This window comes from Nostoc sp. (genome assembly GCF_036917235.1).
GTDB lineage: Bacteria > Cyanobacteriota > Cyanobacteriia > Cyanobacteriales > Nostocaceae > Nostoc.
This window is the reverse complement of record NZ_JBALDU010000074.1, coordinates 86,923-113,261: the sequence shown is the minus strand read 5'-3', so window position 1 is coordinate 113,261 and position 26,339 is coordinate 86,923. Positions and strand designations below refer to the sequence as shown.

General features: G+C 40.8%; 19 protein-coding genes. 11 read left to right on the top strand and 8 right to left on the bottom strand.

What is annotated here, in order from left to right; translation table 11 throughout:
* Positions 1 to 133: 133 nt before the first annotated feature.
* The 3 genes from scyC to scyA form a co-directional block, all read right to left on the bottom strand.
* Positions 134 to 1,102, bottom strand: coding sequence for a scytonemin biosynthesis cyclase/decarboxylase ScyC (gene scyC / locus V7K44_RS21630; RefSeq protein WP_334934191.1), 969 nt, complete (start codon positions 1,100 to 1,102; stop codon positions 134 to 136).
* Positions 1,103 to 1,127: 25 nt separating this feature from the next.
* Positions 1,128 to 2,189, bottom strand: a complete 1,062-nt coding sequence (scyB, locus tag V7K44_RS21625; RefSeq protein ID WP_334934189.1) for a tryptophan dehydrogenase ScyB — start codon at positions 2,187 to 2,189, stop codon at positions 1,128 to 1,130.
* Between the two features lie 396 nt (positions 2,190 to 2,585).
* Complete coding sequence (gene scyA / locus V7K44_RS21620) at positions 2,586 to 4,463, bottom strand: scytonemin biosynthesis protein ScyA (protein WP_334934187.1); 1,878 nt, start codon at positions 4,461 to 4,463, stop codon at positions 2,586 to 2,588.
* 1,659 nt (positions 4,464 to 6,122) lie between these two features.
* On the opposite strand from scyA, the gene V7K44_RS21615 reads away from it, so the two are divergent.
* Complete coding sequence (locus V7K44_RS21615) at positions 6,123 to 8,102, top strand: scytonemin biosynthesis sensor histidine kinase (protein ID WP_334934185.1); 1,980 nt, start codon at positions 6,123 to 6,125, stop codon at positions 8,100 to 8,102.
* A gap of 312 nt (positions 8,103 to 8,414) precedes the next feature.
* Positions 8,415 to 9,287: a response regulator transcription factor gene (locus tag V7K44_RS21610; protein ID WP_334934183.1), complete on the top strand. Its 873-nt coding sequence runs from the start codon at positions 8,415 to 8,417 to the stop codon at positions 9,285 to 9,287.
* A 9-nt stretch (positions 9,288 to 9,296) separates the two neighbouring features.
* On the opposite strand, the gene V7K44_RS21605 is transcribed toward V7K44_RS21610, so the two are convergent.
* Positions 9,297 to 10,499: an AAA family ATPase gene (locus V7K44_RS21605; protein ID WP_334934181.1), complete on the bottom strand. Its 1,203-nt coding sequence runs from the start codon at positions 10,497 to 10,499 to the stop codon at positions 9,297 to 9,299.
* Positions 10,500 to 11,226: 727 nt separating this feature from the next.
* On the opposite strand from V7K44_RS21605, the gene V7K44_RS21600 reads away from it, so the two are divergent.
* The 6 genes from V7K44_RS21600 to V7K44_RS21575 all read left to right on the top strand — a co-directional run bounded on the left by V7K44_RS21600 (position 11,227) and on the right by V7K44_RS21575 (position 18,225).
* Positions 11,227 to 12,015, top strand: coding sequence for a GDSL-type esterase/lipase family protein (locus tag V7K44_RS21600; RefSeq protein WP_334934179.1), 789 nt, complete (start codon positions 11,227 to 11,229; stop codon positions 12,013 to 12,015).
* A gap of 171 nt (positions 12,016 to 12,186) precedes the next feature.
* Complete coding sequence (locus tag V7K44_RS21595; protein WP_334934176.1) at positions 12,187 to 12,621, top strand: hypothetical protein; 435 nt, start codon at positions 12,187 to 12,189, stop codon at positions 12,619 to 12,621.
* 427 nt (positions 12,622 to 13,048) lie between these two features.
* A complete protein-coding gene (locus tag V7K44_RS21590; RefSeq protein WP_334934174.1) occupies positions 13,049 to 14,335 on the top strand; it encodes a cation:proton antiporter in 1,287 nt (428 codons plus the stop codon).
* Between the two features lie 269 nt (positions 14,336 to 14,604).
* On the top strand, positions 14,605 to 16,794 hold the full coding sequence (locus tag V7K44_RS21585; RefSeq protein WP_334934171.1) for a cation:proton antiporter: 2,190 nt from the start codon (positions 14,605 to 14,607) through the stop codon (positions 16,792 to 16,794).
* Between the two features lie 4 nt (positions 16,795 to 16,798).
* Positions 16,799 to 17,281: a hypothetical protein gene (locus V7K44_RS21580; RefSeq protein ID WP_334934169.1), complete on the top strand. Its 483-nt coding sequence runs from the start codon at positions 16,799 to 16,801 to the stop codon at positions 17,279 to 17,281.
* A gap of 107 nt (positions 17,282 to 17,388) precedes the next feature.
* Positions 17,389 to 18,225, top strand: coding sequence for an AMIN domain-containing protein (locus tag V7K44_RS21575; RefSeq protein WP_334934166.1), 837 nt, complete (start codon positions 17,389 to 17,391; stop codon positions 18,223 to 18,225).
* A gap of 121 nt (positions 18,226 to 18,346) precedes the next feature.
* Here V7K44_RS21575 and V7K44_RS21570 read toward each other — a convergent pair whose 3' ends face one another.
* Positions 18,347 to 20,266 carry a transketolase C-terminal domain-containing protein gene (locus V7K44_RS21570; protein WP_334934164.1) on the bottom strand — a complete coding sequence of 640 codons (1,920 nt, stop codon included), beginning with the start codon at positions 20,264 to 20,266 and terminating at the stop codon, positions 18,347 to 18,349.
* Positions 20,267 to 20,561: 295 nt separating this feature from the next.
* Between V7K44_RS21570 and V7K44_RS21565 the strand changes: the two genes are divergently transcribed.
* Entirely contained in the window at positions 20,562 to 21,326 is a 765-nt protein-coding gene (locus tag V7K44_RS21565) for a DeoR/GlpR family DNA-binding transcription regulator (protein WP_094348929.1), read from the top strand.
* A 106-nt stretch (positions 21,327 to 21,432) separates the two neighbouring features.
* Here the strand turns inward: V7K44_RS21565 and V7K44_RS21560 are convergent, their stop codons facing one another.
* Entirely contained in the window at positions 21,433 to 21,972 is a 540-nt protein-coding gene (locus tag V7K44_RS21560) for a DUF3172 domain-containing protein (protein WP_334934161.1), read from the bottom strand.
* A 595-nt stretch (positions 21,973 to 22,567) separates the two neighbouring features.
* Here V7K44_RS21560 and V7K44_RS21555 point away from each other — a divergent pair.
* Entirely contained in the window at positions 22,568 to 23,395 is an 828-nt protein-coding gene (locus V7K44_RS21555) for an ABC transporter permease (RefSeq protein ID WP_334934159.1), read from the top strand.
* Positions 23,396 to 23,403: 8 nt separating this feature from the next.
* Here V7K44_RS21555 and V7K44_RS21550 read toward each other — a convergent pair whose 3' ends face one another.
* Positions 23,404 to 23,913 carry a hypothetical protein gene (locus tag V7K44_RS21550; protein ID WP_334934157.1) on the bottom strand — a complete coding sequence of 170 codons (510 nt, stop codon included), beginning with the start codon at positions 23,911 to 23,913 and terminating at the stop codon, positions 23,404 to 23,406.
* Positions 23,914 to 24,257: 344 nt separating this feature from the next.
* On the opposite strand from V7K44_RS21550, the gene V7K44_RS21545 reads away from it, so the two are divergent.
* Positions 24,258 to 24,914 (top strand): hypothetical protein, encoded by a 657-nt coding sequence (locus tag V7K44_RS21545; RefSeq protein ID WP_334934155.1) that lies wholly within the window; start codon positions 24,258 to 24,260, stop codon positions 24,912 to 24,914.
* Positions 24,915 to 25,000: 86 nt separating this feature from the next.
* On the opposite strand, the gene V7K44_RS21540 is transcribed toward V7K44_RS21545, so the two are convergent.
* Complete coding sequence (locus V7K44_RS21540; protein WP_334934153.1) at positions 25,001 to 26,059, bottom strand: glycosyltransferase; 1,059 nt, start codon at positions 26,057 to 26,059, stop codon at positions 25,001 to 25,003.
* Positions 26,060 to 26,339 lie beyond the last annotated feature (280 nt).

Genomic DNA, 26,339 nt, shown 5'->3' with positions numbered 1-26,339 from the left:
GTGTTGCAATACAGGTAATCTTGAGGAATTGAGGGGGAATTTTAAACGCAGAGGGGCGCATTAGCGAAGCGGTAGCGACGTTAGGAGCGTCAGCGTCTCGCAGAGAAGGGAAGCGCAGAGGAGCGCTAAGGTTTTAGTTGGTAACTAGAGGTTCTTGAATTTTTGGTAGATAGCTCATTCCTCGGTCAAAGGACTTGAGGTTGCCAGCTTTGGCTTCGAGTAAACGTTTGATGTTCATGCTCTCAGCACCAAAGTCTTCAATTTGAAGTTTGCCGTGGGTTACAGTTCCATCTGTTTTCCAGAATGTGATTCGATGCAGAATGAAACCAGAAGCTTCGGGGTCAGCGAAAGCATAAGCGGTTGGGATAAGTAACGCTACAGAACGCTGATAATAGTCGTACTCTGGATAAAAATGTTCTTGTTCAAGCAAGTAGTATTTACTCAACGAATGAACTCGCACAGAAACTTTCACTTTTTGGTCATATTCATCTTTGAATTCACCTGATTCAGCAGTGATATCACCATTTGGTCGTAGCAAATGTGCCCATTCATCTACATTTTTTAAGTCTTTTAAGTATTCAATGCCGATTTCAATGGGGGCATCAACATAAATGGTGTCTGTATCAATAAAGTGGCTTCCTTTAGCTGCTGAGGTCAGACCAGCTTTGCGTTCCAAATTACCTTTGAGAGAACGACACTCAGAAGTGTGTACTGTGTGAATTCCCTGCATAATCATCTGAGTCTGCCGTTTGGGATCGACAAAGCTCAACCAGTGAAAGTACACACCTTTTTCATCTGTTCCCGGCTCGATGTAGTCGGTGGGAAATAGCAAGACAGGATAAACCTGAAAATATTTTTGATACTCTAATCCACAGTGCCACTCAATGCCGTAGAAAAGGGGATTTTCTAATTTTTTAACATGATAATAGAGATTTTTGTGATAACCAGACGCAGTTCCCAGCCAGGTATCTTCATCAATTTGCTCTTTCATCCGGCTATAAAGCGTCCATTCATCCAAGTTTTTTAAACTACAAAGGTAGTTAAAAGCGCTCTCTGGTGAAGTAGCAATATATGCTGATGTAGCAAAGGTATTTTTTTCCATTGTTCACTCCTGAAGATAATAAGAATTAAGCTGCGATCGCTGTAGTTTTGCTTCGCTTACTATTGTTGATCCGGTCTTCTGCTAATCGTCTAGCAGCATCGTTAGTTGTAACTTCTTGCTCTTTCGCAATCTCAAAAATTGCTAATAGCGTGTCATAAATGTTATGTACTTGCTTGAAAGCTTTTTCTTCGTCATAACCAATCATTTCGTTGTAAACATTGATTAGTCCTCCAGCATTAATTACATAATCTGGACTATAAAGAATCCCTTTTTTAGCAAGCATTTGACTATGTAGTTGCTCATTCTCTAATTGATTATTAGCTGCACCAGCAATAATCGAAGCTTGTAGGAAAGGAATTGTATGACTATTCAGAATTCCTCCTAAAGCGCAAGGAGCGAATATATCTACATCAAGAGCATAAATTTCATTTGGTTCTACAACGGTTGCACCAAAAATTCGTTTTGCCTCTTCCGCTTTTACTGGATCTATATCGCTCACAAAAAGCTGGACATCATTCTCATGTAAGTGACGACAGAGATTTTTACCAACATTTCCTAAGCCTTGAACTGCAACTTTCATGCCATCAAGTCTTTTGCTCTGCCAACGAGACTCCACGGCGGCTTTAATTCCGAGAAAAACTCCTAGTGATGTTATGGGAGCAGGCCCGCCAGACTTTTCTGATACGCCAACAACATATTTCGTTTCTTGACTAATTGTCCGCACATCGTCGGGGGTAATATTGACATCTTGTCCAGTAATGAAACGCCCATTCAAGCTATCAACAAAACGTCCATAGGCTCTCAACAGATCGTCTGTCTTATTTTCAGGATTAGCAATAATTACTGCTTTCCCTCCACCAGCCGGAATATTGGCACAGGCAGCTTTATATGTCATCCCACGACTCAGACGAAGTGCATCTTTTAAAGCAGCTTCTTCGTTGATATAAGGTAAGATTCTTGTAGCTCCCATCGCGGGGCCCAAGGTTGTGTCATGGATAGCAATAATTGCCTTAATTTCGGGATTTTTACCATGACAGAAAAGAACTTGTTCGTGACCCATTTCTCTAACAGTTTCAAATAGTAGCATCTTGACCTCTCGATATTGTTTGGGATTGCTTAGAGAAAGTAATTAACATTACAGAATGTAAAGATATAAACACAAAATTACGCTCGAAGATTAAGATTGGATGAAGTAAGAGAGACTTTTGTGTTCAAAAAAACATTTAAAATTCCAGTTCGGTGAGTGTAGTTATTAGCTGAAATAAGAGAATGAGTAAACGAACCGCAAAGGTAAGAAAGCTGTAAAGGATTTTTGCATTGGGATGCTTCCGTGTCTTACTCTCTTCCTTTGCGTCCTTCTCTAACGAGACGCTGCGCGTAGCTTGCTTCCCCGAAGGGGTATGCGGTTCGTTAAAAAAATCTTTGAGCCGGAAGAGAGTAATGTCTATAACAATCGAATAAGATTGATTGCCAGCTTTTAAAATCAAACCATTGGAAATGAAACTTGCTTGACTGCATTTTTAGCGGCACTTGATTTAACTCCTTGTGCTGCCAAACTCTTATTACGTCCACCAGAAGGTGCTGGGCGATCGGCATCAATCACTACATCGATTAAAAAGGGAACGGTTGATGCGATCGCTTGTTCTAATGCCGCTTCAATATCCGACTCTCTGACGACGACGATCGCTTCTGCTCCCATCCCACGAGCAATCATGGCAAAGTTCGTCGGTGGAAGTGTGGCATCTGCACCCTTTAATCCCAAGATTTTCATCCCTTGATGGCACATGTTATAACGCGCATCGTTAAGTACAATCCAGATTGCCGGAATTTTGTATTTCACGGCTGTGCTGATTTCGTTATTCATCAGCATTGCTCCATCACCAACAATCCCTACAGCCTTACTATTATTTGCCAACGCTGCACCCAACACTCCGGTGACGGCGTGACCCATTGCTCCGACTCCGGTGCTGACTCGGTAACGATTGGCTTCGGCAAATTGCAGTAGATGCGTTGACCAAGTAAAGGAGTTACCACACTCTGCCATCACTACAGCATTGCTACCCTCAACAACGATCTTTTGAATTGCTGCCATCAATACTTCTGGACGTACTGGATAGTCTACGTCTGATGCCGGTTCAATTGCTTTGTGTTCTGGGCGAGGTAGCGGCATTGTGGAATCAGGAGCATCTGACAATTGCTGCAACAACTCTTTCACAAAAGCTTTGATGTCAGACCGAACTCCGAAAGTTTCAACGTGGGGATAGGCTACACCTGGAACTTCCGGGTCAATATCAACATGGACAAAACCTCTTTTTGGAACTAGCGCCGAACTCCAGAAGGAAGTCGGTTCGCCAAGACGGGTTCCTAATACGAGTGTGCGTAGTGGAGGTTGTTCTTCCATGTAAGTTAAGACGGAAGCATGGCCGCCTAAACCTGTGACACCCACAAACTGGGGATGATCTTCAGGGAAGATACCTTTACCACGGGGTGAGCAGATAACGGCTGCTCCAGTTTTTTCAGCGAGTTCAAGGATTTCGGCTGCTGCGTCACGCGCACCGAAACCAACCCAGATAGCAAAGGGGCCAGATGATAATAACTCTACCGATTTAGCGATCGCTTCTTTTGAAGCAGTCATCGGAAAGGGAGAAATATCTAGCTGAGGTAAGGCTATATCCTCAACCAAACTTGTCTGCACAGCGGTGGGAATACTCAAATGGGCGACAAACCCGCCTGGTTGCGCCATAGCTAAAGCCAGTTTACGAAAAATCTGCGGTAGTTGAGCCGCAGATTCAATAGTAATTGCATAGTTGAATAGCGCTCCTGGGGTAAAAATTCCTCCACTTGGCAATGTGTAAGTACTGGTTTCTTGAATTGCCCAACGTCCACGCTGCGGTGCTGATGTGCAAGCCGACAACAAAATCACCTTTGCACCTTCACCACGAGCTGCAAATAATCCGGTGAGGGCGTTGGTGATCCCCGGTCCTGCTGTGGTAAAAACTACAGTGGGGCGATTATTCGCAAAGTAAGCTTCGGTGGCTGCAAATGCGGCTCCAGCTTCATGGCGGAAGTTCAATACCTCTATAGTGCTATTGGATAGCGCACCCCAAAGGCTGGCCATTGCACCACCAGCGACACCAAAAGCGTAGCCTACTCCCAAATTTTCCAGCATTTGAGCGATCGCATCGGCAACTGACAGCGTTGGGGCTGTTTCATCGTTTAAAAAAGGCTGAATTCCCCCATTATTCTCCGATTCATCAAGCTGACGGGAGTCAGACACAGATTTTACATATCTGTTTGCTGGAAGTTCCTTGTATGGCTCAGTGGTGATGAGAGGATTTGAACCAGTATAGTTTTGACTCATTGGTTTCACGTAATTTCAGAAAGTTACACAAAGGCTTTTTAGTTTACAATCACAGCGCTAGGAATATTTAATACAAACAACTCTGTTGTTTCTCACAGCTATGATCTAGCTTGGTCAAGAGTAGAAATGGCTGATCGCTGCTGATTGATGCTTGTGAGCGCAGTACCAAAAAATTTTTACCGAAAGCATACAACAGTTGAGGCTGTGCTTCTTGTCACCAGAATAAAGGAGATGAAGACTGTCGTGCAATCAAAAATCTTTTGATGTGGGTGTCAAATTTTTCGCTTCTATGGTGGTGACTACAGTATTTAAGTAGATCAGCGGGGAAAAACTAAATGGTGTAAAGATATATAAACTAGGAATTAACCCGAATTTAAGCGTCTCTCAGAATCTTTACAAAACTTCATATAGCTAGCTTTAATAGCACCGATCTAATTAATAAACCCCTGGTGAGGTTCTTATCCACTACAATGAAAACCTAATTTACAATGAAAAATCTTTTGGTGTAGGTGTCAATTCTTTCGCTTTAATTGTGATTGTGACATTTACAACTTAGTCACCTGAAAGATTGATATTCTGCGTAGGCATCGCATAAACGGTACATTAATAAATTTACAATAGGAAATCTTTTGATGTGGGTGTCAATTCTTTCGCTTTAGAACTTACAGAACTTTTTATCCGAATTTAAGTATGAGGAGATTTAGCGGTCTTTATATTGCCAGCAAAAACTTTTTGAGTCAATTATTTGTAACGAAAAAGACATCATTTTTTAACTTTTTATAGTTCCTTTGAGAGATGACAAAGTATTCAGTACGTAAAAAACATTAAAAAATGTGTTTTAAAATACTTAACTTATAAATATGTACTTAGTATGCGAATGCAGTGTTTCTTGAGGATAAAACAAACACAATCATATACGTAAATATATACGTATATTTTTGATACGAATGTACTTCTTACGACAGATGACTAAGCATATTCTTCTATAGTTAAATCTCTGAGAGAGTAAGTTAAGATAAATTAAGAAAATGAGTTGAAGTTTATTCATTTAAGCCAGGTTTAGCACTGCAAATTCATTTATGTTGAAAATCAAACGACTCTAGAGAAGTAGTTCGCCAAAGTGCTTGGTAGGGAAAATGTTAAAGGATAAAAATTTTTATACTTTAATCTTTCCCCAGTGGAAACCCAGGAATTTTAGGTTGATGAACTCTTGTAGAGACGTAGTATTGCTAAGTCTCTACAAGAGTTATTGATAACGCATAATTAATTTGTGGAGATGTCTATGAATTAGTTCCGGTGCAGAACGAGTTTAAATATAAAATATCTTTTCTACTTATAGATTAAGAGTTTTAAACTCTTATCTAATAAGGTTGATTGGCTAATCTAGATTTGATTTGCCTAAATATTGTATTGTTATAAAAAGCTTTTTAATTCAAAAATTATTTTTGAAAATATTTAGTTTTTTTAGGAATATTTGGTTTAATAATTTACATTTTATTGGTATGATAAGTTTTGTTAAGGTAATTGCTAATGTTTTTTAATATCCTAACAAATTTTATTTTTTCACAGCCGAACAGTACACCAAAGATTTTAGTAAGTTATGACTATTAACTCATTAATGGGAATGGTGCTGATTGATTACCAGGAGGAAGTATGAATATGAATTCTGGCGAATATACACTAGCTAGATCAAACAATCAATGGGCACTACAACCAGAAATAGAGATGAAGTTTGCTCACTTTCTAATAAATCATGCTGTAGATGCTGCCTTCTGTTTAGGAGCAAACGCGCAGTTTCTTTACGTCAACGATGCCACTTGTCTGATGACTGAGTATTCCCGTGAGGAATTACTTTCTATGAGGCTGCATGATATAGATGTAGATTTTTCGCTGCATAATTGGTCAGATATTAGCTCACAGGGTTCCCTTACCTTTAAATCTCGTTATCGGACAAAAGGAGGTCGGATATTTCTGGTAGAAATATCCATGAACTATGTAAAACACCAAGATATGGAATTTGGCTGTGCCTTTGCTCGTGAAAAAACTGATGAAATAGTAGAATTGAGCGTGCAAAAATGGACTGATGAATTAAAAGATGCCAAAGACAATTTGCAACAAGAATTTTCTCAACTCAAGTCCAAAGAAGTAGAACTAGAAACATCTCTTTGTTTACTTCGTTCTACTCTTGAGTCTACTGCCATTGGTATTGTTGCAGTTAACTTTGAGGGAGATATTCTAAGCTTGAATCAGAAATTTGTGGATATGTGGCAGATCCCAGAATCCCTAATATTATCTAAAAAATGTCCTCGATGCAAAGCATTTTTTGAGAACCAACTTAAAGATCCACAAGCCTTTAGTCGGCTGATTTGGGAAGTATCTAGCCAATCTGATTTCGAGAGCTACGATATTCTGGAGTTGAAAGATGGAAGAGTTTTTGCACATTACTCTAAACCTCAGTTGCTTGAGGGTAAAATTATTGGGAGAGTGTGGAGTATTTGGGACATTACTGAATCGAAACAGACTGAAGAAGCATTACGTCTGAACGCAACTAGATTTCGGACTTTAGCAGAAACCACAGATGCCGGCACTTTTCTGATTCAAGGTACGCGGCTTTGCTATGTAAATCCGGCAGTAGAACAACTCACTGGCTATACAAAAGAGGAACTACTAACAGGTTTTGATCTTCGCCGACTGATTAAGAGCAAAAAACGCAGGCAAATACGTAACCCGGATGAAGCCGCTAACTTTGAATACCAGGAGATGAATATCTTAACAAAAAACGGCACGGAGCGCTGGCTAGCCTGTGCAGTTGCCAAGCTTGATGGAGGGCTGGATTTTGGGGGAAACCCAGTCGAACTGATTGCAGGTATCGATATTACCGATTACAAATATGCAGAATTAGGTCTTAACCAAGCTTTAGAACAAGCCAAACAACTTAGCGAACTTAGAGCGCGTTTTCTTTCTATGGTTTGTCATCAATTCCGAACTCCATTGAATATTGTTTCATTTTCTAATAGTTTACTTAAAGAAGAAGTAGACAAACGTACACAGAAGAAAATCCAGCCATTACTCGATCACATTCAAAAAGCTACTGAACAACTGAGTCTGATGTTGGATGATATTTTGTTCTTCTCTAAAGCAGAATCAGCAAAATTAAATTGTGAGCCAAAACCGCTTGAGTTAGTTCAATTTTGTCAGGATTTAGTTGCACAAATGCAGATGAATTTTAGCCAAAACCCCATCAATTTGGTAAGTCAAGATAGCTCTTTAACAGCCTATATAGATAAAAAACTGTTAGAGCCTATTTTGAAGAATTTGCTTGATAACGCGATTAAGTATTCTCCCTCGAATCTGGCAATTAATTTAGAACTATCTTGCCAAAATGAAAAATTAATTTTCCAAGTAAAAGATAAGGGTATCGGTATTTCAGTAGTAGATCAACAACGAATATTTGAGCCATTTTACCGTGGTAGTAATATCGATCATATACCTGGTACTGGGCTAGGACTATCGATTCTTAAAACTCTTGTAGATTTACATCATGGTCAAGTTTCTGTAGAAAGTCAAGTTGATGTTGGCACTACGTTTACTGTAATGCTGCCATTAATCAAATCAGAGTTTAGCTGTTCCGAGTTATGAGTGTTGAAATGAAGATAGTTGTTAATTAATAACTTAACAATCATAACTCTCGGAACGAGTTATATCAGGTTCGGTTAAATGCTTATAACATCTGTAGGTTGGGTTAAGGAACGAAACCCAACGCTTGATCCTTGTTCATGTTGGGTTTAACTGCCGTACCCTACGGGGATCTTGTTACAACCCAACCTACATTGATAAGTTTTATTATAAGTAATCACCCGAACTTGATATTAACTAAATTTCATTCCTATTTAGATATTCACCAAAGAGTCTAGTAAGTAGCTTGTTTCACATTTATAGTAATAGAAAATCATGTACGAATCGTCAAAGAAAATTCTCGTCATTGAAGATGATAGCGTTACCCGCAATCTTTATTTAAAGGGTCTTGAGGCTAAAGGTTTTGATATGATAGGCGCTAAAAATGGTCGTGTTGGTATTCAACAAGCACAAAAGGATGTACCCGACTTAGTGATTTGCGATATCACGATGCCTGATATGGATGGTTATAGTGTTTTAAATACACTACGCCAAGATCCTCTGACAGCAATTATTCCTTTCATTTTTCTGACTGGCAGTAGTACTAAAGCAGATGTTCGCAAAGCTATGGAATTGGGAGCAGATGATTATCTTACCAAACCTTCGACATTAGATGAATTGCTCAGAGCGATCGCTATTCGCTGGGAAAAGCAAGCGAATTTCCAGTACTGGTATGCAATGAAATTTGAGAAAGCTCCAAAATCATCAGCATTTACAGATAATACTACAGCGATCGCTGCCGGTGTTGCCGTCGCCTCTGATAAAGAAGTCAAAATTCCTTCTAAGTCAATCTTTCCCTGCATTCCCCAATTAAAAGAAGTTTTCGACTTTATCGAAGCCCATTATCATGAAGGAATTACTTTGTGTGATGTGGCTGTTGCTGTTGGTTACTCATCGGCTTACTTAACGAACCGAGTAAAGGAGACAAGTGGAGAGACTGTAAACTGCTGGATTGTCAAACGCCGGATGGCAGAAGCTTGTTTTTTACTCCAAAATAATAATGAGACAGTCGAGAAGATAGCGAAAGCATTGGGCTATCAGGATGTGTCTCATTTCTCCCGCCAGTTTCGCCAACATCACGGTTTACCTCCTCAAGCTTGGCGCAAACAGCATCAGCTTGTATCGCAAAAACAGGTGAAACTGTGGTGACAGTAGATTTCAAACAAATAGTTGTGTAAACTCGTATATTAAATCTACCCTACCCTTACGTAACATGGCTGGATCTAACCTTTCAGTAGTGTTACAAGTCATCAAGATAACTAACCGTTGCTGCATCTGAATACCAGAGTCATCAATTACACTCTGATACAAAGTGCCATCCAGCAAGCTCAAAATGTGTTCGGTTTTGTTATTGTATTGCGCTACCTCCGAAGCACGATTTTGCGCTAGATTATCAGCTTCGTTAATAACGATACAAATACGCTCTATGTAAGTCGGGGGGACAAAATTAGCGATCGCATCATGATCTAAAATAAAAATTACATACCCTAGAGGTACAAGAATTTCTTTTGCTACTGCCTGTGTCCAGACTGTTTTGCCAGTACCTGGTTGTCCATGTACAACAACCGCTAACTGGTTTTGATTCATAATCGCTTGCTGTACAGAATCAGTAAAGTTTTGGATATCTGCGGGAAATGTCCGAATGTTAAATTGACTATGAACTTTGCCTACCCGACTTTGATATCCACTCAGCATCACTGCTAAGTCGTAAGTTGCTTTGTTAATTAGTGGCGCGAGATTTTGTGCCATTAAAGTATATTGTCGTCGCCCGCGATCGTAGGGATCAATTTGCAACCAAATGTCATACTTAGACCAGTAAGCATAAACAGTATTAATAACGTCTAAGCGTTCCCAGCTAACGAATTTATCTATAGGAAAGTAAAAATCTCTTTCTGAGTAATACTGAGTAATAATATCAGGATTACCCAATACACCTAAAACTCGCATTACAGTAATTTCTTGCAATCGATTCAGAACATAATCAATAGGAATATTACTACGACTAACAAATTGGACAATAGGTGTTTCCGTACTCAAAACATCTTTGTAGCGATGATCTGGTGATTGAGGATCTGGTGTGATGTAATTCCAAAACTTTTCAACTTCGTAACGGGTATTATCAGATACGACACTTAATAAATTAGCCCACCAAGCATAATTATTTCGTCCTAAAACATCAGCAACATTACTCGCTAAATTCAAACTTTTTTGACTTAATTCGCGGGAGTCACTGTACAACAGTTGCCATAAAAATTCCCAGTCTAACTCTCGATTAAACGGTCGCCAACCGCAAGCAATTAAGCTTTGCCGAGTATTATTTGTAGGAGTGCCTTCGTTGCTTCTAAAATAGTCAAAAACCATATTTATCGGTTATGCAGCGTTAATTAAGTTATTTTGTGTTAAATAGGAAGTTTGGAAAAATTTTTCTCGTAATATCAACTAATTGCATACAAATGGTAATTGTATTTCCACTGTAGTGGCGAGGAAGTCTTTTTAATCTAACTCATTACTTTTGTATTATAGTATATTACAAATTGATTACTTGTGTCAACTTTTTTGACAAACCAATTGGTAAGTGAGTGTTTACTTTTAGCGATTGATGTACCTGCACTACTTATCCGTTTGTAGATGAGGACTGACAGCGCATTTCAAATTTATGAAGTACACAAGCTAGTCTCAAAGCCAGGTACAAAGCTTGTTTTACTTCTGTTAGCGCAGCGGGGCGTAGCCCATTCTGAATTCTGACTCATGAATTCTGCTGTATATCATGTCCGTGGAATTGCCCAGCAGAATTCCCGACATCTCAAAAATCAAATTTTCGCCCATTTGAATTTATGACATAAAGGCGAAAATTTTGAGGGAATCTCCCTCTTTTCTCTTCTTCAGCGTCCTTTGCGCCTCAGCGGTTCAATTTTCATGCTGATTGTTAAAGTGCGGTAGCCCATCGTACAGAGGCTCAACTGCGGCAATATTAACCTTACAACTATATCAACAAGTAAAAACTCCATCAATGCTTGAACACTAAAGATAGCCATCTATGGTATAGAAATGTATAGAATCTTGTAAAGATATAAAATATAGTTGTTAAATGCACACATTTCTCGCTTCTTCCTCAATGCAGCTGTCTGTACCACCAAATCACTTTCAGCCTATGAAGATTGTCGCACTGGGGGACAGCTTAATTTATGGATTCGGCGACCCGGAAAAAGGAGGCTGGATTGAGCAACTACGGCGATGGTGGATGTTGCCGGATAGTGCCGGTCATATTCTTTATAATTTAGGGGTAAGAGGCGATCGCACGCAACAAGTAGCCCAAAGACTGGAAGTTGAATTTCGCCACCGGGGTGAACTGCGAAATCGTGTTCCTGATTTGATTATTTTATCCGTAGGCGTGAATGACTCAGCCCGGTTGGCGCGTCCTGATGGTAAAAGTTACACAGATTTTACATTGTTTGAAAAGGAAATTGCGTCTCTGCTAGATTTAGCACAGCAACTCTGTCCTGTGTTATTCGTGGGCATGGTGCCAGTGGATGAAGCCAAAATGCCATTTTTAGATTGTTTTTACTATAATCGTGCCGACCAGTACCGCTACAAAGAAGCAACTCGAATTGCTTGCAGCAAAAGGCAGATTCCCTATTTGGATATTTTTGAGCAATGGATGGAACGCGGTGAAAGTTGGCGACTCAAACGCTTGAGTGAAGATGGACTCCATCCCAATACACTAGGTTATCAAGCTTTGTTAGAAGATGTAATCAATTGGGATGCCATACCTTCTCTACGTTCGCGCAGCGTGTCGCAGACAGACGCTACGCGAACAATGGACTTTGCCAATGCAGCTTACCATTCTAAATTTGATTATCACCTAAAACCATCCTAATAATATAGATGTGTTGGTGCTTTGAGGGTAGCCGATATTCTCGTATTTGCCATCCTCGCAAAAAGCACCAAAATTTTCCTAACTTTTTAATGAAGCAACTCAAAATCTATTTATAAAAACTCTAATTTATCTATATTATTCATAACTTCTAACTCAGCACTCAGCACTCCTATGACACCAACTTTATTTGGTCGCTGGCAAACTCGATTATTATTACTGGCAACTGTCGGCGTACTTGTATCTTTGCCATTTGGAATGGGTTGGATTGGCCCTGGTGCTAACTCGGTTTATTTTTGGATACTTGCTTATGTCGCCATCTTTGGCTTAGGTTGGGATGTACTTTATGACTATCTCCAAAAATCCCGTTGGGATAGAGATTGGCCCGCAGCTTATCAACTCTTAGCTGGTATATGGGAATTAATATTTATATTTTGTGGAGTTAAGTTATTTGGCTTATTGCCAATACCTTTACCGAAGGAAGAACTTTCACCAGGAGCTTTTTTATTGCACTATAGCATTGTGTGGCTAGCAGTTTTTATTAGTTCCCAAAGCCTGATGCGAATTATCTTCCCTCGTTGGCGTTTCCGGGGCGGTGAGTGGTTGTAAAATTTCAAATTCTCAAACTAATTTAATCAAAAATTATAGTTGTGTAGGTTGGGTTTAGGAACGAAACCCAACATTTTCATAGCTTTGTTGGGTTGCGCTTTGCTTTACCCAACCTACAATTTTTCTTAACCCAAGCGTATTGAGCTATAAATCGCAAATTAACAAATCATAAAAATCATATATGGCGGTTTGAGTTTGGATGCAATATGTTGTATTGACGTACAGTTGTGTGCGTTCTTAAGAACAAGATTACTTTGGAAACCAAAGCAACGCACTGCTTGTTGTATCTCATCAAATTGCAAACAGCTATCTTATGTTTACAAAACGGGCATTTGTGCTGATGTAGTAGTCATATATGAGTAAAACAGGACAAACTTTAGAGTCTGGAGAGATTCTTCAATGCAGAGACGTAAATTAAGGAAGTGCAATGTCAAATTTTGATCTGGTTATTCAACTATTTCTGCAACTCACAGTTATTTTAGTAACTTGTCGCATTGTCACGATTATAGGACGCCGCTATCTTGGTCAAACCGATGTTGTTTGCGAAATGATCGCAGGTGTAATGCTAGGGCCATCACTTTTAGGATTGATTGCACCAGATTTTCAGCAATGGCTATTTCCTAAGCTTCCTATCATCACTGCTGTTGGACTCAAGATACCCAATCCATCGATGTCTATTTTATATGCTATCAGCCAAATCGGGTTGGCAATTTATATGTTTTTGATTGGTTTAGAGTTTAATACCAAACTCTTAAAACATCATATTAAAAGTGCAAGTTTGCTATCTGCGGCTGGAATTATCACTCCTTTTATTTTAGGAGCGATCGCATCTTTTTGGTTTTATCACAATGGCGATTTTTTTCAACCAAAAGTCATGCCTTGGTCAGCCGCTTTATACCTGGGTGCGTCGATGACAATTACGGCTTTTCCGATGTTAGCTCGTATTCTTTACGAACGCGGTCTTGCACAAACTCGCTTCGGTACTTTGGCTTTAGGTGCAGCATCAGTAGATGATGCAGTTGCTTGGTGTTTACTGGCGATTGTGCTGGCTAGTGTGAAAAATTCTTTAAGCATAGCCATATTAGCAATTGGTGGTGGCATTTGTTATGTGCTATTTGCGATTTTTCTCGGTCAACCTTTACTGAAAGCATTCACACGCATGACAAAACGCGAAGGTGTGAACAGACAAACCCTGACTTTAATGTTGATAATTTTGATGTTTTGTGCATGGTTTACCGATGTTACAGGTATCTATGCAATATTCGGGGCTTTTGTGTTGGGAGCAGTGACACCACGCGGAGAATTTGCCCAACAAATTCGCCAATATACGGAATTTTTAACTACTTCTTTTTTGTTACCGATCTTTTTTGTCTTCTCTGGATTAAACACTCAAATTGGATTGGTAAACACACCTATTTTGTGGGGAGTGACGCTGTTAATTATTGCGATCGCAATTCTCGGTAAAGGTGTTGCTTGTATGTTGGCTGCAAAATTGGCGGGGGAAAATTGGCGCGAATCTGCAACTATCGGCGCTCTGATGAATGCGCGTGGTTTGATGGAGTTAATCATCCTTAATATTGGTCTGGAACAAGGTATAATTACCCCAATTTTATTCACTATAATGGTTATTATGGCGGTCATTACTACTCTTATGGCATCACCACTGATTGCCTTTTTATTGCACGGTACAAGCTATGAGAAATCTTCTACTTAAGCAAATTTAAATATTAAATTAATTAAGTATCTAGTACTCGATTAAGCTAGTTTTGAGGGTTTGTAGTAAGCGCTTTACTGCTGAGAAAATTAAGGACTAAAGTCCTTACTACGAACTTGCTTACCCATAACGGCTACAACTGCATCGTAACAATAATTAATATAACAACGAAGCACAAATTATTCTTTGTTGTATTTAACAAGCTTGACATTTTCTAGTCTTTTAAAGAATTATCTTAGGGAAACCAGATAGTTAATTTTGAGGAAACCATGCACATAGTTATTCTCGTTCTGGTTGAGGTGCTGATTGTTATTGGACTTTCACGGCTAGTAGGTCTAGCATTCCGTTCTATTAAGCAACCACTAGTAATTGGTGAAATTGTTGCCGGAATTATGCTCGGTCCATCTTTATTTGGTTTAGTTGCTCCCCATCTAGCAGTTACCTTGTTTCCACCAGAAACTTTTCCTTTTCTGAATGTTTTGTCTCAGGTAGGACTAATATTTTTCATGTTTCTGATTGGTTTAGAACTAAATCCCAAATATCTCGGAGGGCAATTAGAAGTAGCAGTTTTAACTTCTCATGTCAGCATTTTGGTGCCGTTTTCTCTAGGAACATTGCTAGCGGTGATACTTTATCCCCTAGTTTCCAACGCAAGTGTATCATTCACTGCCTTTGCTTTATTTTTGGGGGCGGCGATGTCGATTACTGCCTTCCCAGTGTTGGCGCGAATCATTACTGAAAACAATTTACAAGGAACGCGTTTAGGAACGTTGGCGTTAACTTGTGCAGCCGTGGATGATGTCACAGCTTGGTGTCTCTTGGCAGTTGCGATCGCAGTTGCGCGAACTGGTGACTTTGCTGGTGCTGTACCCACAATTATCGCCAGCATAGTTTACATCGGCTTGATGTTGACAGTCGGTCGTTGGTTCCTGCAACGCCTTGCCAAACACTACCTCCGTGCGGGACGACTCAGCCAATTACTGCTAGCTGGGATTTATATGGGCGTGGTTGCGTCGGCGCTAATCACCGAATTAATTGGGATTCACTTAATTTTTGGAGCATTTTTGCTGGGAGCAGCCATGCCCAAAAATGAAGATTTAGTGCGAGAGTTGGCAATAAAAACGGAAGATTTTGTTTTAATTTTCTTGCTGCCCATATTTTTTGCCTACAGTGGCTTAAAAACGCAGATTGGCTTGCTCAACCGTCCCGAATTGTGGCTTTTGTGTGCGTTGGTTTTAGCTGTGGCGATCGCAGGTAAGTATGTTGGTACTTATGTAGCAGCTCGTGTCAGTGGCATTAGTAAACGGGAAGCCTCGGCACTCGGTTGGTTAATGAATACTCGCGGTTTAACCGAACTGATAGTGCTAAACATTGGTTTAGAGTTAGGGGTAATTTCTCCCTTAATATTTACCATGCTGGTAATTATGGCATTGGTAACTACCTTCATGACCTCGCCACTCCTGGAATGGACATATCCGAAGAAGCTGATCAGGTTAGATGTGGTGGAACCGGAGTTAGAAGCACAAACAGCTACCAGCGCTACTGATGCCGAAACTTACATTCGTCCCTACCGAATTTTGGTGCCCGTGGCGAATCCGAGTACCCAAAAAGGCTTGGTACAGTTGGCAGCAAACATTGCGCTAAACTCCCGATATCCCTCTGTTGTTAACCCTCTGAGCCTGATTGAATTTGAAGAAGATTATGCTTTTGAAAGTACGCCAGTTGAAGCAGACCGATTAATTGCCCAGCGCCGCCAGCAGCTAGAAGAATTGATTAATACGCTCGAACCAGTAGAAACACGCTCTCACGTGCATCCCATCATTCGTATATCTAGTAATGTTGCACGGGAAACCGCACAGATTGCCGCACTCAAACAAGTTGATTTAATTCTTGTGGGATGGCATCGCCCAGCTTTTAGTAGCAACCGCTTAGGTGGAAGAGTTGGGCAAATGCTCACTACTGCGCCAGTTGATGTTGCAGTGTTTGTGGACAAGGGAAGCGATCGCTTAGAAAGCTTGTTAGTGCCTTATTCGGCAAATATTCATGATGATTTAGCGCTAATAATAGCTCTGAGACTGCTAATTAACCGTGAAACTTGTATATTACAGGTTTTGCAGGTTGTACCCGAAAATCACCTCAAAGATGAATTGAGTTACGAGTTAAATACGATGATGGAGCAATTACCGAGTAGTGTACGCGATCGCATCGAAATCAAAATTGTTCAAGCTCCAGATCCAATCCAAGCTGTAGTCGAAGCCTCAAAAAATGTAGACCTAACAATTGCAGGCACTAGCCGCACTTGGGGTATCGAGCGTCAAACCTTGGGAAGATATACAGATCAACTAGCCATTCAATGTTCTTCTTCCCTGCTGATCGCTCGCCGTTATAGTCAAGTTACCGCTCATCTGGCTTCCATGCTTCCTGATGTTAGCAGTCAAGAGCCAACACTTAGGAGTTGAGAACATGAATCATTTCAACTTCAAATCTTTAGCTTTTTACGGAGTAGCAATAATTTCAGTGCTACTGTTGTTTAAAACTGTCACTGTTTACGGAGAAAACAAACTCAAGGCTCCTCCGCCAGTTAACGGTCGCTATCGTCTAACTCTAGCGGAGAATTTGCCTAACTGTGAAAAATCGGATACTCTGACGTTAAACATTGAGCAGTCGGGTATTTACTTAAATGCCTCTGTATTACCGGCAAACGCTAACGCCGACACTGACGAAAAGCACTCTCTGGCAGGCATCTTCAGAAATCAACAATTAAATTTATCTGGAAAAGTTAGTAAATCAATCCTTTGTAATATTCCTCGCCCCCAAAACGATCCTCTGAACTCAGTCACAATTCAAATGCAACTTGTGGATAAAGGTAATATGACAGGTCAATTAACCGTAAATGGTATTCCACAAACTCTGAAATTTACTGCTGTGCCTCAAAAAGTTAATTGAATTGGGGGATTGGTAAAGACGCGATTCATCGCGTCTACAGGATTGTAAGCGCGAAATAAACAGCAATGTAAGTGCATTGTATGGGTTTTATGGAGCAAATAAAAAGAATGGATCGGGAACTAAAGACTAAGCAATTTTACCAATGGGGCAAGCAGTTATTTAGCATCAGTATATTAAGTTTTTATGCAGCGATCGCCCTCGAAACTTTCACTACTGCTGCTACACCAGGGGCAAAGCTAAATAATTGGCGTTTTTCTCCCAAGACACAACAACTCGAAATCACTCTCTCAGCAGCCACAACCCCTCGTTATTTCTACTTAGCTCAACCCTCTCGTTTGGTTGTAGATTTACCGAATACTAAGTTGGGCAAAGTTACCACGCAACAAAATTATTCTGGAGCAATCAAAAGTATTCGCATTTCTCAACTCAACGCAAACGATACACGTATTGTCCTAGATTTAGCAGCAGGGACTGTTTTTAATCCCAAAAAGGTACAACTGCAACCCGTTTCCCGAAAAAACTCTACTCGCTGGGTATTACGTCCGGTTATTTCTGGTAAAACTACTGCCGTAAAATCAGGAAGTTCCCCTCCTTCAGCCAAGAAACAACCTCAAACACTCCAAAAGCCGCCTAGTAACCTACCTGTAACTACTAATTCACAATCCCCCTCACTCACAGCTCCGCCTCCATCCAATGAACTGCCCTCAACAATTACTACTAACTCAGGGCAACCTTTTGTCACCGTACCTCCTTTAAATCCAAATACATCCTCTCCCTCTCAACAACCTGCTTCGATTCTTCCCCCTCCTTCTTTCCCAAATCAACCCAGCAATTTAAATAATATTCCTCCATTCGGGATGTCAGAATTTCCTGTTCCAACCATCCCCAACGATCCCGAACCCCAGGTAATCGAGTTTGGTCAACCTTTACCAAAAACTAAATAAAAATTGAGAATTGGGCATGGAGAAGAGGCAGAGGGGCAGAGAGGAAAAATTTACTGCCACTTCTCCCCTGCTCCCCTGCTCCCCTGCTCCCCTGCTATGCCCCATGCCCCTAATAAATGAATTAACTTTTTCCAACTAACTCCTTCACCTTGTTGATGATGCCGACTGGATCGATACCTTGATATGGGTACTGTTCCCACAAACCGCCGCAACCTTCTTTATAAGTTCCAAGATGGGCATATTTGGGAGTTAACCCCCGCTCTAGTAGCCAAGAGCCGAAACGACTACCTAAGCCAGTGCGACGGTTGAAGGCTTCTACTACAAGCACAAAAGGAGCATTACCAACTTTGGTAATCATTTCTTCATCAATAGTGTTTAAAGTTGTTTTGTTAATCAAACCAACGTCTAGTCCTTCTTGTTTCAGACGCTCTACAGCATCAACGGCACGGTAGAGAGCATCGCCAAAACTGATAATGTAGCCTTGCGTCCCTTCTCGTATAACCTCATCTTTACCAGGAACAAATTTGTAGCCATTTCCAAAGAAGTCATTGCCGTTGCTGTCCTTAATGTTGGGCACTTTGGAACGGGTGGAGAAAATAAACCGCAGTCCAGGCTCATGGAATACAGCTTCTACACAAGCTGTCATTTGATTATTATCTGCCGGGAAGTACAACTGTGTTGGGTAGCCATCATCCAAGCCATTGTCGGCAAACATATTATTTATACCAAAGTGGCAGCTGTTATCTGCCATGTCATCTATACCCGCATGGGAAAAATGACACAGAACATTGGAATAGTTCAGCCGTGCCATCGTGATTTCTGAGATACACATTTCTAAAAAGGCGCTGAAGGTGGCAAAAATACCTTGCTTGCCCTCGTCCATCCCGAATCCAGCCGCAGCAGAGAAGTTGCTCCGTTCCATGATGCCGGAGGAAATAAATATTTCTGGGTATGTTTCATGAATTTTCTTCAAACCGCAGGAGCCTTCTAGGTCGCTATCAATGACCTTAACTTTTTCTTTACGCTCCGCTTCACTCATGCGACTGAGGACACCCACTACAGCTTCACCAAACACAGTACGGTTAGCGCCCCATTTGTCACTGGAACCCAGAAATGTATATGTTTGTTTGGGTTTTTCAATACTTTTCAGGTATTCGAGCGCCGCAGTTTGTCCGCGAGATTCTAGATACTTAACTGCTAAATCTACAGGAATTACATCATGACCATGAATGGAACCTTCTAAACCTTCAATACCAGGACACATCGGGCGTTTATTGATAATAGCGATCGCTCCGGGAGTATTCACAGCTTCGCAAATACGACGGTATAAATCGTCTAAGTCTTCCCCGTCTCCTTGAAGTACTTTCAAACCGTGGCCTTCTAAGGTTTTGGCGACACTGAAACCTGGTAAATATTTAGAAGGATGTCCAGCGATCGTTACATCATTGTCATCAATAATTAGCTTGACGTTGAGATGTTGAGCAACAGCCAAGCGAGCAGCTTCAGCATCATTGCCTTCTTGCTGCGAACCATCAGAACCGAGACAGAAAACTGCCTTGCCTGGATTCGCCATTGCCACACCATTGATGTAAGGCCAAATATGGCCCAAGCGCCCAGAACTAAATTTCACACCAGGAGTTAGTTTTAGTTCGGGGTGTCCCGGTAAATTGGAATGTGCTTGCCGATAACGTAAAAGTTGCTCGGCAGGTAAATCACCATGCAATGTTGCCATCAGATATTGGGTGGCGACTCGATGTCCTGCTTCATCAAAGAAAATCGGTACAAATTGCTCCGATGCTCCCCGGAAAAAGGCATCAAGAATCATTACCTCTGGGACTGTATCGTATGGCCCGCCAGTATGACCGCCGACTCCGCTAGCAGCGCCAGTCGCTGTAAAAAAGACGATCGCATCCCGGCAGAGTTGAATATTCGCTTTTAGACTCTCTCGCTGTTCAGCTGTGAGGCTCGAATTTGCTGGATTGAGCGCTAAAGGTTTGTAAGCACTGAGATCGATCGGAAATTGGGTATTAATAATAGTCATGGTTTATTGATTGAATAAAAAACAATGTGAACAAGCAAAAGGCGCGATCGCACTACAAAAAAATTGTTAAAACCCAGATTGGGCAACAATTATCCAAGTTCAAGTTAACCACTCGGAACCGTTGTGGAACTGTGTGATTTGATCAAATGCCAAAATCAATAAATTCAATTATGCATGAATGTGCTTGAATTCAATTGAAGTTACGGATTACCGTACAAAAACTTGCATATCAATAAGTATAAACTCACAAACACGCAACTTCAAGCCCAAAAACGCAATTTCAGGAAAATTAATTATGCTAACTGCTGAACGACGACAATTCATCTTAGAAATTCTGCGTCGTGATAAAAAGGTACTTTCGACAGAACTTAGTGCTGTTTTGAAAGTTTCTGAGGATACGATTCGCCGGGATTTGCGAGAACTGGCAGAAACGGGACTATTGCAACGCGTTCATGGGGGAGCGCTCCTCAAATCTCCAGCCACCGCCAGTTATGCCGATCGCCAAAAGCAAGCGCCAAAAGAAAAGGAAGCGATCGCTCGAACAGCAGCAAAATTAGTTTGTACAGGACAAGTGGTAATTTTAGATGGAGGTACAACAACTCTCCAAGTAACCCGTCATTTACCCCTAGATTTGCACGCAACAGTGATCACAAATAGTCCGCCAATCGCCGTTGCATTAGCAGAACATCCCCACATAGAGGTTGTGATGTTAGGCGGACAACTCTACAAAAAAGCCTTGGTGAACGTGGGTACTGTCACCATTGAGACATTACGGATGATTCGTGCAGATTTGTGTATGTTGGGAGTTTGCAGTTTGCATCCAGAAGTTGGGATTAGTGTACCGAACCTAGACGAAGCCCACGTAAAACGAGCCATGATTGCTGGATCGGCTGAGGTAGTGGGATTAGTGACAGCAGAAAAATTAGACACGGCTGCTCCTTATCTAGTGGAGTCTATTCATGCCCTGACTTACCTAGTAACTGCACCAACAGTATCTAATAATATGCTGAGTGCCTACAAAGCTTTAGGTTTGACAATTATACGTGAAGAATACGAATGATCTAGATGAAGGCACTGAGGATTGGGCACTGAATAAGGGAATAGGGTACAGGTAAGACGGTACAGATTATTCCCTATCACCTCTTCCCTAACCCCAATGCCCAAATCTAAAATCTGTCCGTTTCTTGAGGTGTTCCAACTGCTCCTGGTTGAGCGGTGAAGAAGTTTTGAGCAGCTTCATTCTGATATATACATCTAATATCAGGTTGTCCACTGTCCAAGTTACCTGTGAAACCAAAGGTGTTCAGGCGATTTTTGCACTCATTTACCTGCTCAGATGTCACTAGCTTACGTTGCTCTAAAAGCGCCCAGTTATTTTGTCGGATCACGCATCCAGGACGCATACTCGGCTGGGCAACATAGACATTAAAGGGGTTGAGAGTGACGAATAGTCTCGCGTCCATCACCATCGCGCTGGCTCCGTATTGCACACAAATTTCAGGGTTTGGTGCTTTGGTGTCAATGAATTCACGAGAAGCCACATTTGATGGGGCTAACGTGGTTGTAGAACTAAAAGCAATACCAATCCCAATTCCCAAAATCAACACCCCTCCCATAATTGCGATGGTGGTGAAGTTAAATAGAGGGGATTGGAAAATAGAGGGTTTAGGAGTAGTAGCCGATCTACCAGTAGATTTACGTTTCATTGTTGCTTAATCACCTTCACGCCGATTTGGGAGGGAGTGGTCTCAAGTTTTTTCTCCCTCTTTCAGTATGCCTATTCTTGACTGTAATTGCCTGTAACTTTCTCTGCGATCTTCTTATTAAATGACAAAAATACGAGTTTATCTAGATTTTTGGGCAGAATTTCAATATCGTACACTGTGGCGAAAGTTTGCCTACCTTATACAAGTTAGTCAAGCAACTTGTCGAGCTAATTGAAATGATAGCTGAATTTATGCAAAGCCGTACTAGTCGCTGATTGTTTCCATCTGGAATAATTAGTGAGTATTTTCCTTTCTTTGCTCATTAACTAATTGTTATTATTTATCACCTTTGCACTACTTGACTTGATTAAGTAACTGTATGAATTTATTTTGTTAATTATACCATAGGTTGAATTGTTATCAGATATAAGTAATTGAGTTTTCACAATTAATTTAGTCAGAATCCTTAAACTATCTAACTTGTGCTGTTAATTTCCAATTTTGAGAATGAGATATTTTTGTTACCCCTAGTAATTGAGGTGTAAAACGATGTAAATTAACACTTAATGAAATTTTAATAACTAATTGAAAGCACGTGACATTTCAAAAAGCGCTATCTTCGGGCAAGAGGTTCAAAACTTCGCAACTTCAAATCTTTCTGGCTGATAGTCTGACTATTTTTTGGGGAGATTGGTTAGATTTACGCGCGAGAATTTTACCTGTTGCGGCATCAGGCTTAATATCGCCACTGATATATATTTTAGCTTTTGGCTTGGGTTTGGGTAGTTCCATCAAACCCGGTTCAGGAATTAGTGGCAACTATAACAACTATTTGGAATTTATCTTACCGGGAATGGTGGCGCTGTCATCGATGACGGTTAGCTTTGCTGGAACGACATTTTCAATTTGTGGAGACAGACTATTTACCAAAACCTTTGAGGAATTGTTGTTGACTCCCATAAACCCCTTAGCTTTGTACATCGGTAAAATGCTGGCGGGAGTCGTGCGGGGTTTGATGACTTCCGGTTCCGTGATTTTGGTAGCGCTGCTGTTAACAGGAAACTGGAATTTTCTCAATCCACTATTTTTACTTTTGGTGGCGCTGAATTGTTCGGTATTTGCTGGATTAGGGGTGATTATAGGGTTGAGTGTGCGATCGCTCGAATCAGTCGGACTCTACAATAATTTTATCATTATCCCCATGTCCTTCTTAGGAGCGACTTTCTTTGACCCTGCGACACTACCATTTGCTCTCAAAGTTGTAGTTTACCTTTTGCCACTAACCTACACCAGCATTGGATTGCGTGCAGTTGCACATCTACCCTTGTCTCAGTTTCCTTGGTACAGTATACCGATTTTGTTGGTGGTTGCGATCGCTCTTTCTCTCTGGGGCGGTTATAAATTTGCTCATCAACAAGATTAAAGCCTTAATTACAACCTGTGCTTTAACTGTTGAATTTTCTGTAAAACTTTTTCCCGATGCTGCGTCAGCTTGATCCATCGGGGTAGGCGACTGGCAAGACTGCCATTGTGCCAGCCTAATGACTCATCTGGCAAGTGTTCTCGCAACCTCGATCGAACATAGCTTTCCAGGAAGTTCAAATGAGCTTCATTATATGCCCATAGCATCTGACCGCAACAAGAGATTTGTAGCCACAGGGGTAAGCCAAAAAAATGGTCTAATATTCCATAGCTAGAATTTCGTTTATGCCTGTAATTGTTTTGCCACAATAGCAGTGCAGGTTTTCGTTTAGCAGCATTTGACTGTTGTTTTGTATAGCTACAGTGCTGACAGGTAATTCTTTTGATGGAACTGAGACTTGATTGCTCAGAGTTTACAGTCAATACCTTGGCAATGCGATTGCATTGGGGACAACGTACTAAAATTTCTTGCTCAAAATCAGAAAGCCGTTTGCCATAGTCTCTAAATCTTATAACCATTTCATCTCAAGCCTACTACGTGGCGTCCCGTTAAGACAGCAATGAACCACAGTTCATGAGGAGTCAGGATAATTACTTATGCAACACATATTGCCTAATGTGTCAATGTATAAGTTCTAATTTGGATTTATTATAAAGATTGCGTGAAATTACTAGTTATCATGATAAAGCATTACAAGAATTGCTTTATAAATCAACCTATGAGTAGATATCAACTCAGTGAGCAAGCACACATTAACCATTATTTATCTAGCAGGTAGATGCGGTTGAAAAGTGAGTTTTTGCTGTTTGATTTAACTCACACGGTATAGCATTCTGTTAATAAATATCAGAAGGACACAAATATGACTAGAATTGCCACAAAAATAGCCTTGTCTGTTCTAGGAGCAGCAGGAATTAGTTTTTTGTCTTGGACACCAGCAAAAGCCGTCATCTTTGTAGAACCCATTGTGACGACTAAAAATCAAGATGTACTTGATGCAAAAAAACCAAGAACTCTTACAGGGTTTTTACCAGGACAAGTAATAGAATATGGTGTTCCAGATGTAGCTAATAACTTTATAAATGCTACCGGGTACGATATAAATAGCTTGGTCTTTGATTTAAAAACGCTGTCCTATAGTAATCCAAAATCTACTCCACCATTTGATAATGAAAAAGTGGAGTGGGGAGATGTTAATGGAGATGGGAAGATTGGTTCCTCTGTTAACCCCGATCTAAAGGATATTTTTAAAGACATTACCATCAAGGGTAGTACTGTCACTTTTAGTGGTGGCGTAATCCCTAATGGAAGCCTATTTTACAATCCATTCGCTACCAAGCCTAATCTAGCGCCAGGTGCTGGAATCATTCCACCAATTCCAGCAGATCAAGAAGATAAAGATGGTCCGATCAGGGTAGCTGCTTATTACACGGCTGTTCCTGAATCAACTAACGTTTTGGGTGTACTGGTTTTTGGCGCTTTAGGCGTAGCTTTAAAATTAAAGCGATCGCTCTGTTAAGGGGATTGGGGAAGAAGCAGGGGAGCAGGGGAGAAGTTGCAGTAAGTTTTTCCCTTCTGCCCCTCTGCCTCTTGTGTCCCATGCTCTCATTCTGTAATTAACTCACGATACACTGTCATTGTTTCCTGATGGACGCGGGCAACACTCAGCCTTTCTAGGTTTTTCTTTGCCCGCTGTTTCCACTCTTGCAGCATCTCGGCATTACTCAGTAATTGCACTAAAACCCCAGCCAAAGCATGACTATCTTTTGCTGGCACTAAAAGACCTGCTCGCCCGTTGTCTAAAGCTTCAGGAATCCCGTCTACCTGAGTCCCGACGATCGCAGTTCCAGTTTCTCTAGCTTCCGAAAGTACCAGAGGGCAAGGATCACGGTGGGAAGCCAGCACAAATATGTCACAAGATATCAGATAGCGTTGAGGTTCCGGTTGAAAGCCTTCAAAATGAATGCGTTCTTTTACAGAAGTTGCTTGTGCCTGTGCCTCAAATAGCTGTTTATCGGGGCCGTTTCCTACCAAATAAAGATGAGCTTGGGGAAAATCTGAGGCAATTTGTTCAAAGGCAGCAATTAACTCAGCAATTCCCTTGCGTTGATACATCCCGGCTACAGTAGCGATCGCTGGATGTTGTAATGGTAAAGGTAGATAATCTTGTATTTGTCGAGTGCGCGGACTGCCTAAAGTGCCGTTACATACCACCCGCAACTTATGTTCTGGAATACCACGCCTAATCATAGAATCACACACAGCTTTACTGACAGCAATTACTCTGTCAGCTAAACCCATTAGTAGGCTGGCACGCTGAAATTCGTTGTGGACTGTAGAAACTAAAGCATATTTGTTTCCTTTAAAAATACGTGCTAATATTAGTCCCGTCATCATGTGGGCATGAACAATATCCGGCTGAAATTCAGCTGCGATCGCTCGGTAACGTATAGCTGCTTTAATCGTATTTAGCGGTTTCCTGCTTTGGTCTAAGTAGTAATGTTTGACACCACAAATATCTAGTAAAGCCTCGTATTCCCCACCAGCAGAAACAACCGCGACCTCATAACCAGATTTTGCCTGTAGACAAGCCAGATCCACAGCCACATTCACAATACCGTTACCTATTTCTTGAACGTGGTTCAAAATATGTACGATTCGCATAATCTTTGAGATGTATATAAAAAATAAAGATAAGTAACCGAGTATAAATCAATCAACATAATTATTGAGGTCTTCAGCGACAACTCAAAAGTAGTCAGTAGTGCGTAAAATTAACCACTTTCTAATGATTAAGAGCGCTTATTACCAGTTACTTAGCTTAAAGACTTATTCAGTAACGGCTCGATAAATCGGGGTAAAACTTCAAAATTCTGAAGACTGAATCTGTTATCTCAAATTTTATATTTCTTAATACCTAGTATCCAAACTCTAGTACAGCACA

Bases quoted from the DNA above. Each gene is read 5' to 3' on its own strand.
- V7K44_RS21605 (WP_334934181.1), bottom strand. From the start codon at position 10,499: ATGGTTTTTGACTATTTTAGAAGCAACGAAGGCACTCCTACAAATAAT.
- V7K44_RS21550 (WP_334934157.1), bottom strand. From the start codon at position 23,913: ATGGTTATAAGATTTAGAGACTATGGCAAACGGCTTTCTGATTTTGAG.
- V7K44_RS21560 (WP_334934161.1), bottom strand. From the start codon at position 21,972: ATGAAACGTAAATCTACTGGTAGATCGGCTACTACTCCTAAACCCTCT.
- scyC (WP_334934191.1), bottom strand. From the start codon at position 1,102: ATGGAAAAAAATACCTTTGCTACATCAGCATATATTGCTACTTCACCA.
- V7K44_RS21580 (WP_334934169.1), top strand. From the start codon at position 16,799: ATGAATCATTTCAACTTCAAATCTTTAGCTTTTTACGGAGTAGCAATA.
- V7K44_RS21610 (WP_334934183.1), top strand. From the start codon at position 8,415: ATGTACGAATCGTCAAAGAAAATTCTCGTCATTGAAGATGATAGCGTT.
- V7K44_RS21590 (WP_334934174.1), top strand. From the start codon at position 13,049: ATGTCAAATTTTGATCTGGTTATTCAACTATTTCTGCAACTCACAGTT.
- V7K44_RS21565 (WP_094348929.1), top strand. From the start codon at position 20,562: ATGCTAACTGCTGAACGACGACAATTCATCTTAGAAATTCTGCGTCGT.
- V7K44_RS21575 (WP_334934166.1), top strand. From the start codon at position 17,389: ATGGATCGGGAACTAAAGACTAAGCAATTTTACCAATGGGGCAAGCAG.
- V7K44_RS21595 (WP_334934176.1), top strand. From the start codon at position 12,187: ATGACACCAACTTTATTTGGTCGCTGGCAAACTCGATTATTATTACTG.
- V7K44_RS21540 (WP_334934153.1), bottom strand. From the start codon at position 26,059: ATGCGAATCGTACATATTTTGAACCACGTTCAAGAAATAGGTAACGGT.
- V7K44_RS21570 (WP_334934164.1), bottom strand. From the start codon at position 20,266: ATGACTATTATTAATACCCAATTTCCGATCGATCTCAGTGCTTACAAA.
- V7K44_RS21600 (WP_334934179.1), top strand. From the start codon at position 11,227: ATGCACACATTTCTCGCTTCTTCCTCAATGCAGCTGTCTGTACCACCA.
- V7K44_RS21545 (WP_334934155.1), top strand. From the start codon at position 24,258: ATGACTAGAATTGCCACAAAAATAGCCTTGTCTGTTCTAGGAGCAGCA.
- scyA (WP_334934187.1), bottom strand. From the start codon at position 4,463: ATGAGTCAAAACTATACTGGTTCAAATCCTCTCATCACCACTGAGCCA.
- scyB (WP_334934189.1), bottom strand. From the start codon at position 2,189: ATGCTACTATTTGAAACTGTTAGAGAAATGGGTCACGAACAAGTTCTT.
- V7K44_RS21585 (WP_334934171.1), top strand. From the start codon at position 14,605: ATGCACATAGTTATTCTCGTTCTGGTTGAGGTGCTGATTGTTATTGGA.
- V7K44_RS21615 (WP_334934185.1), top strand. From the start codon at position 6,123: ATGAATTCTGGCGAATATACACTAGCTAGATCAAACAATCAATGGGCA.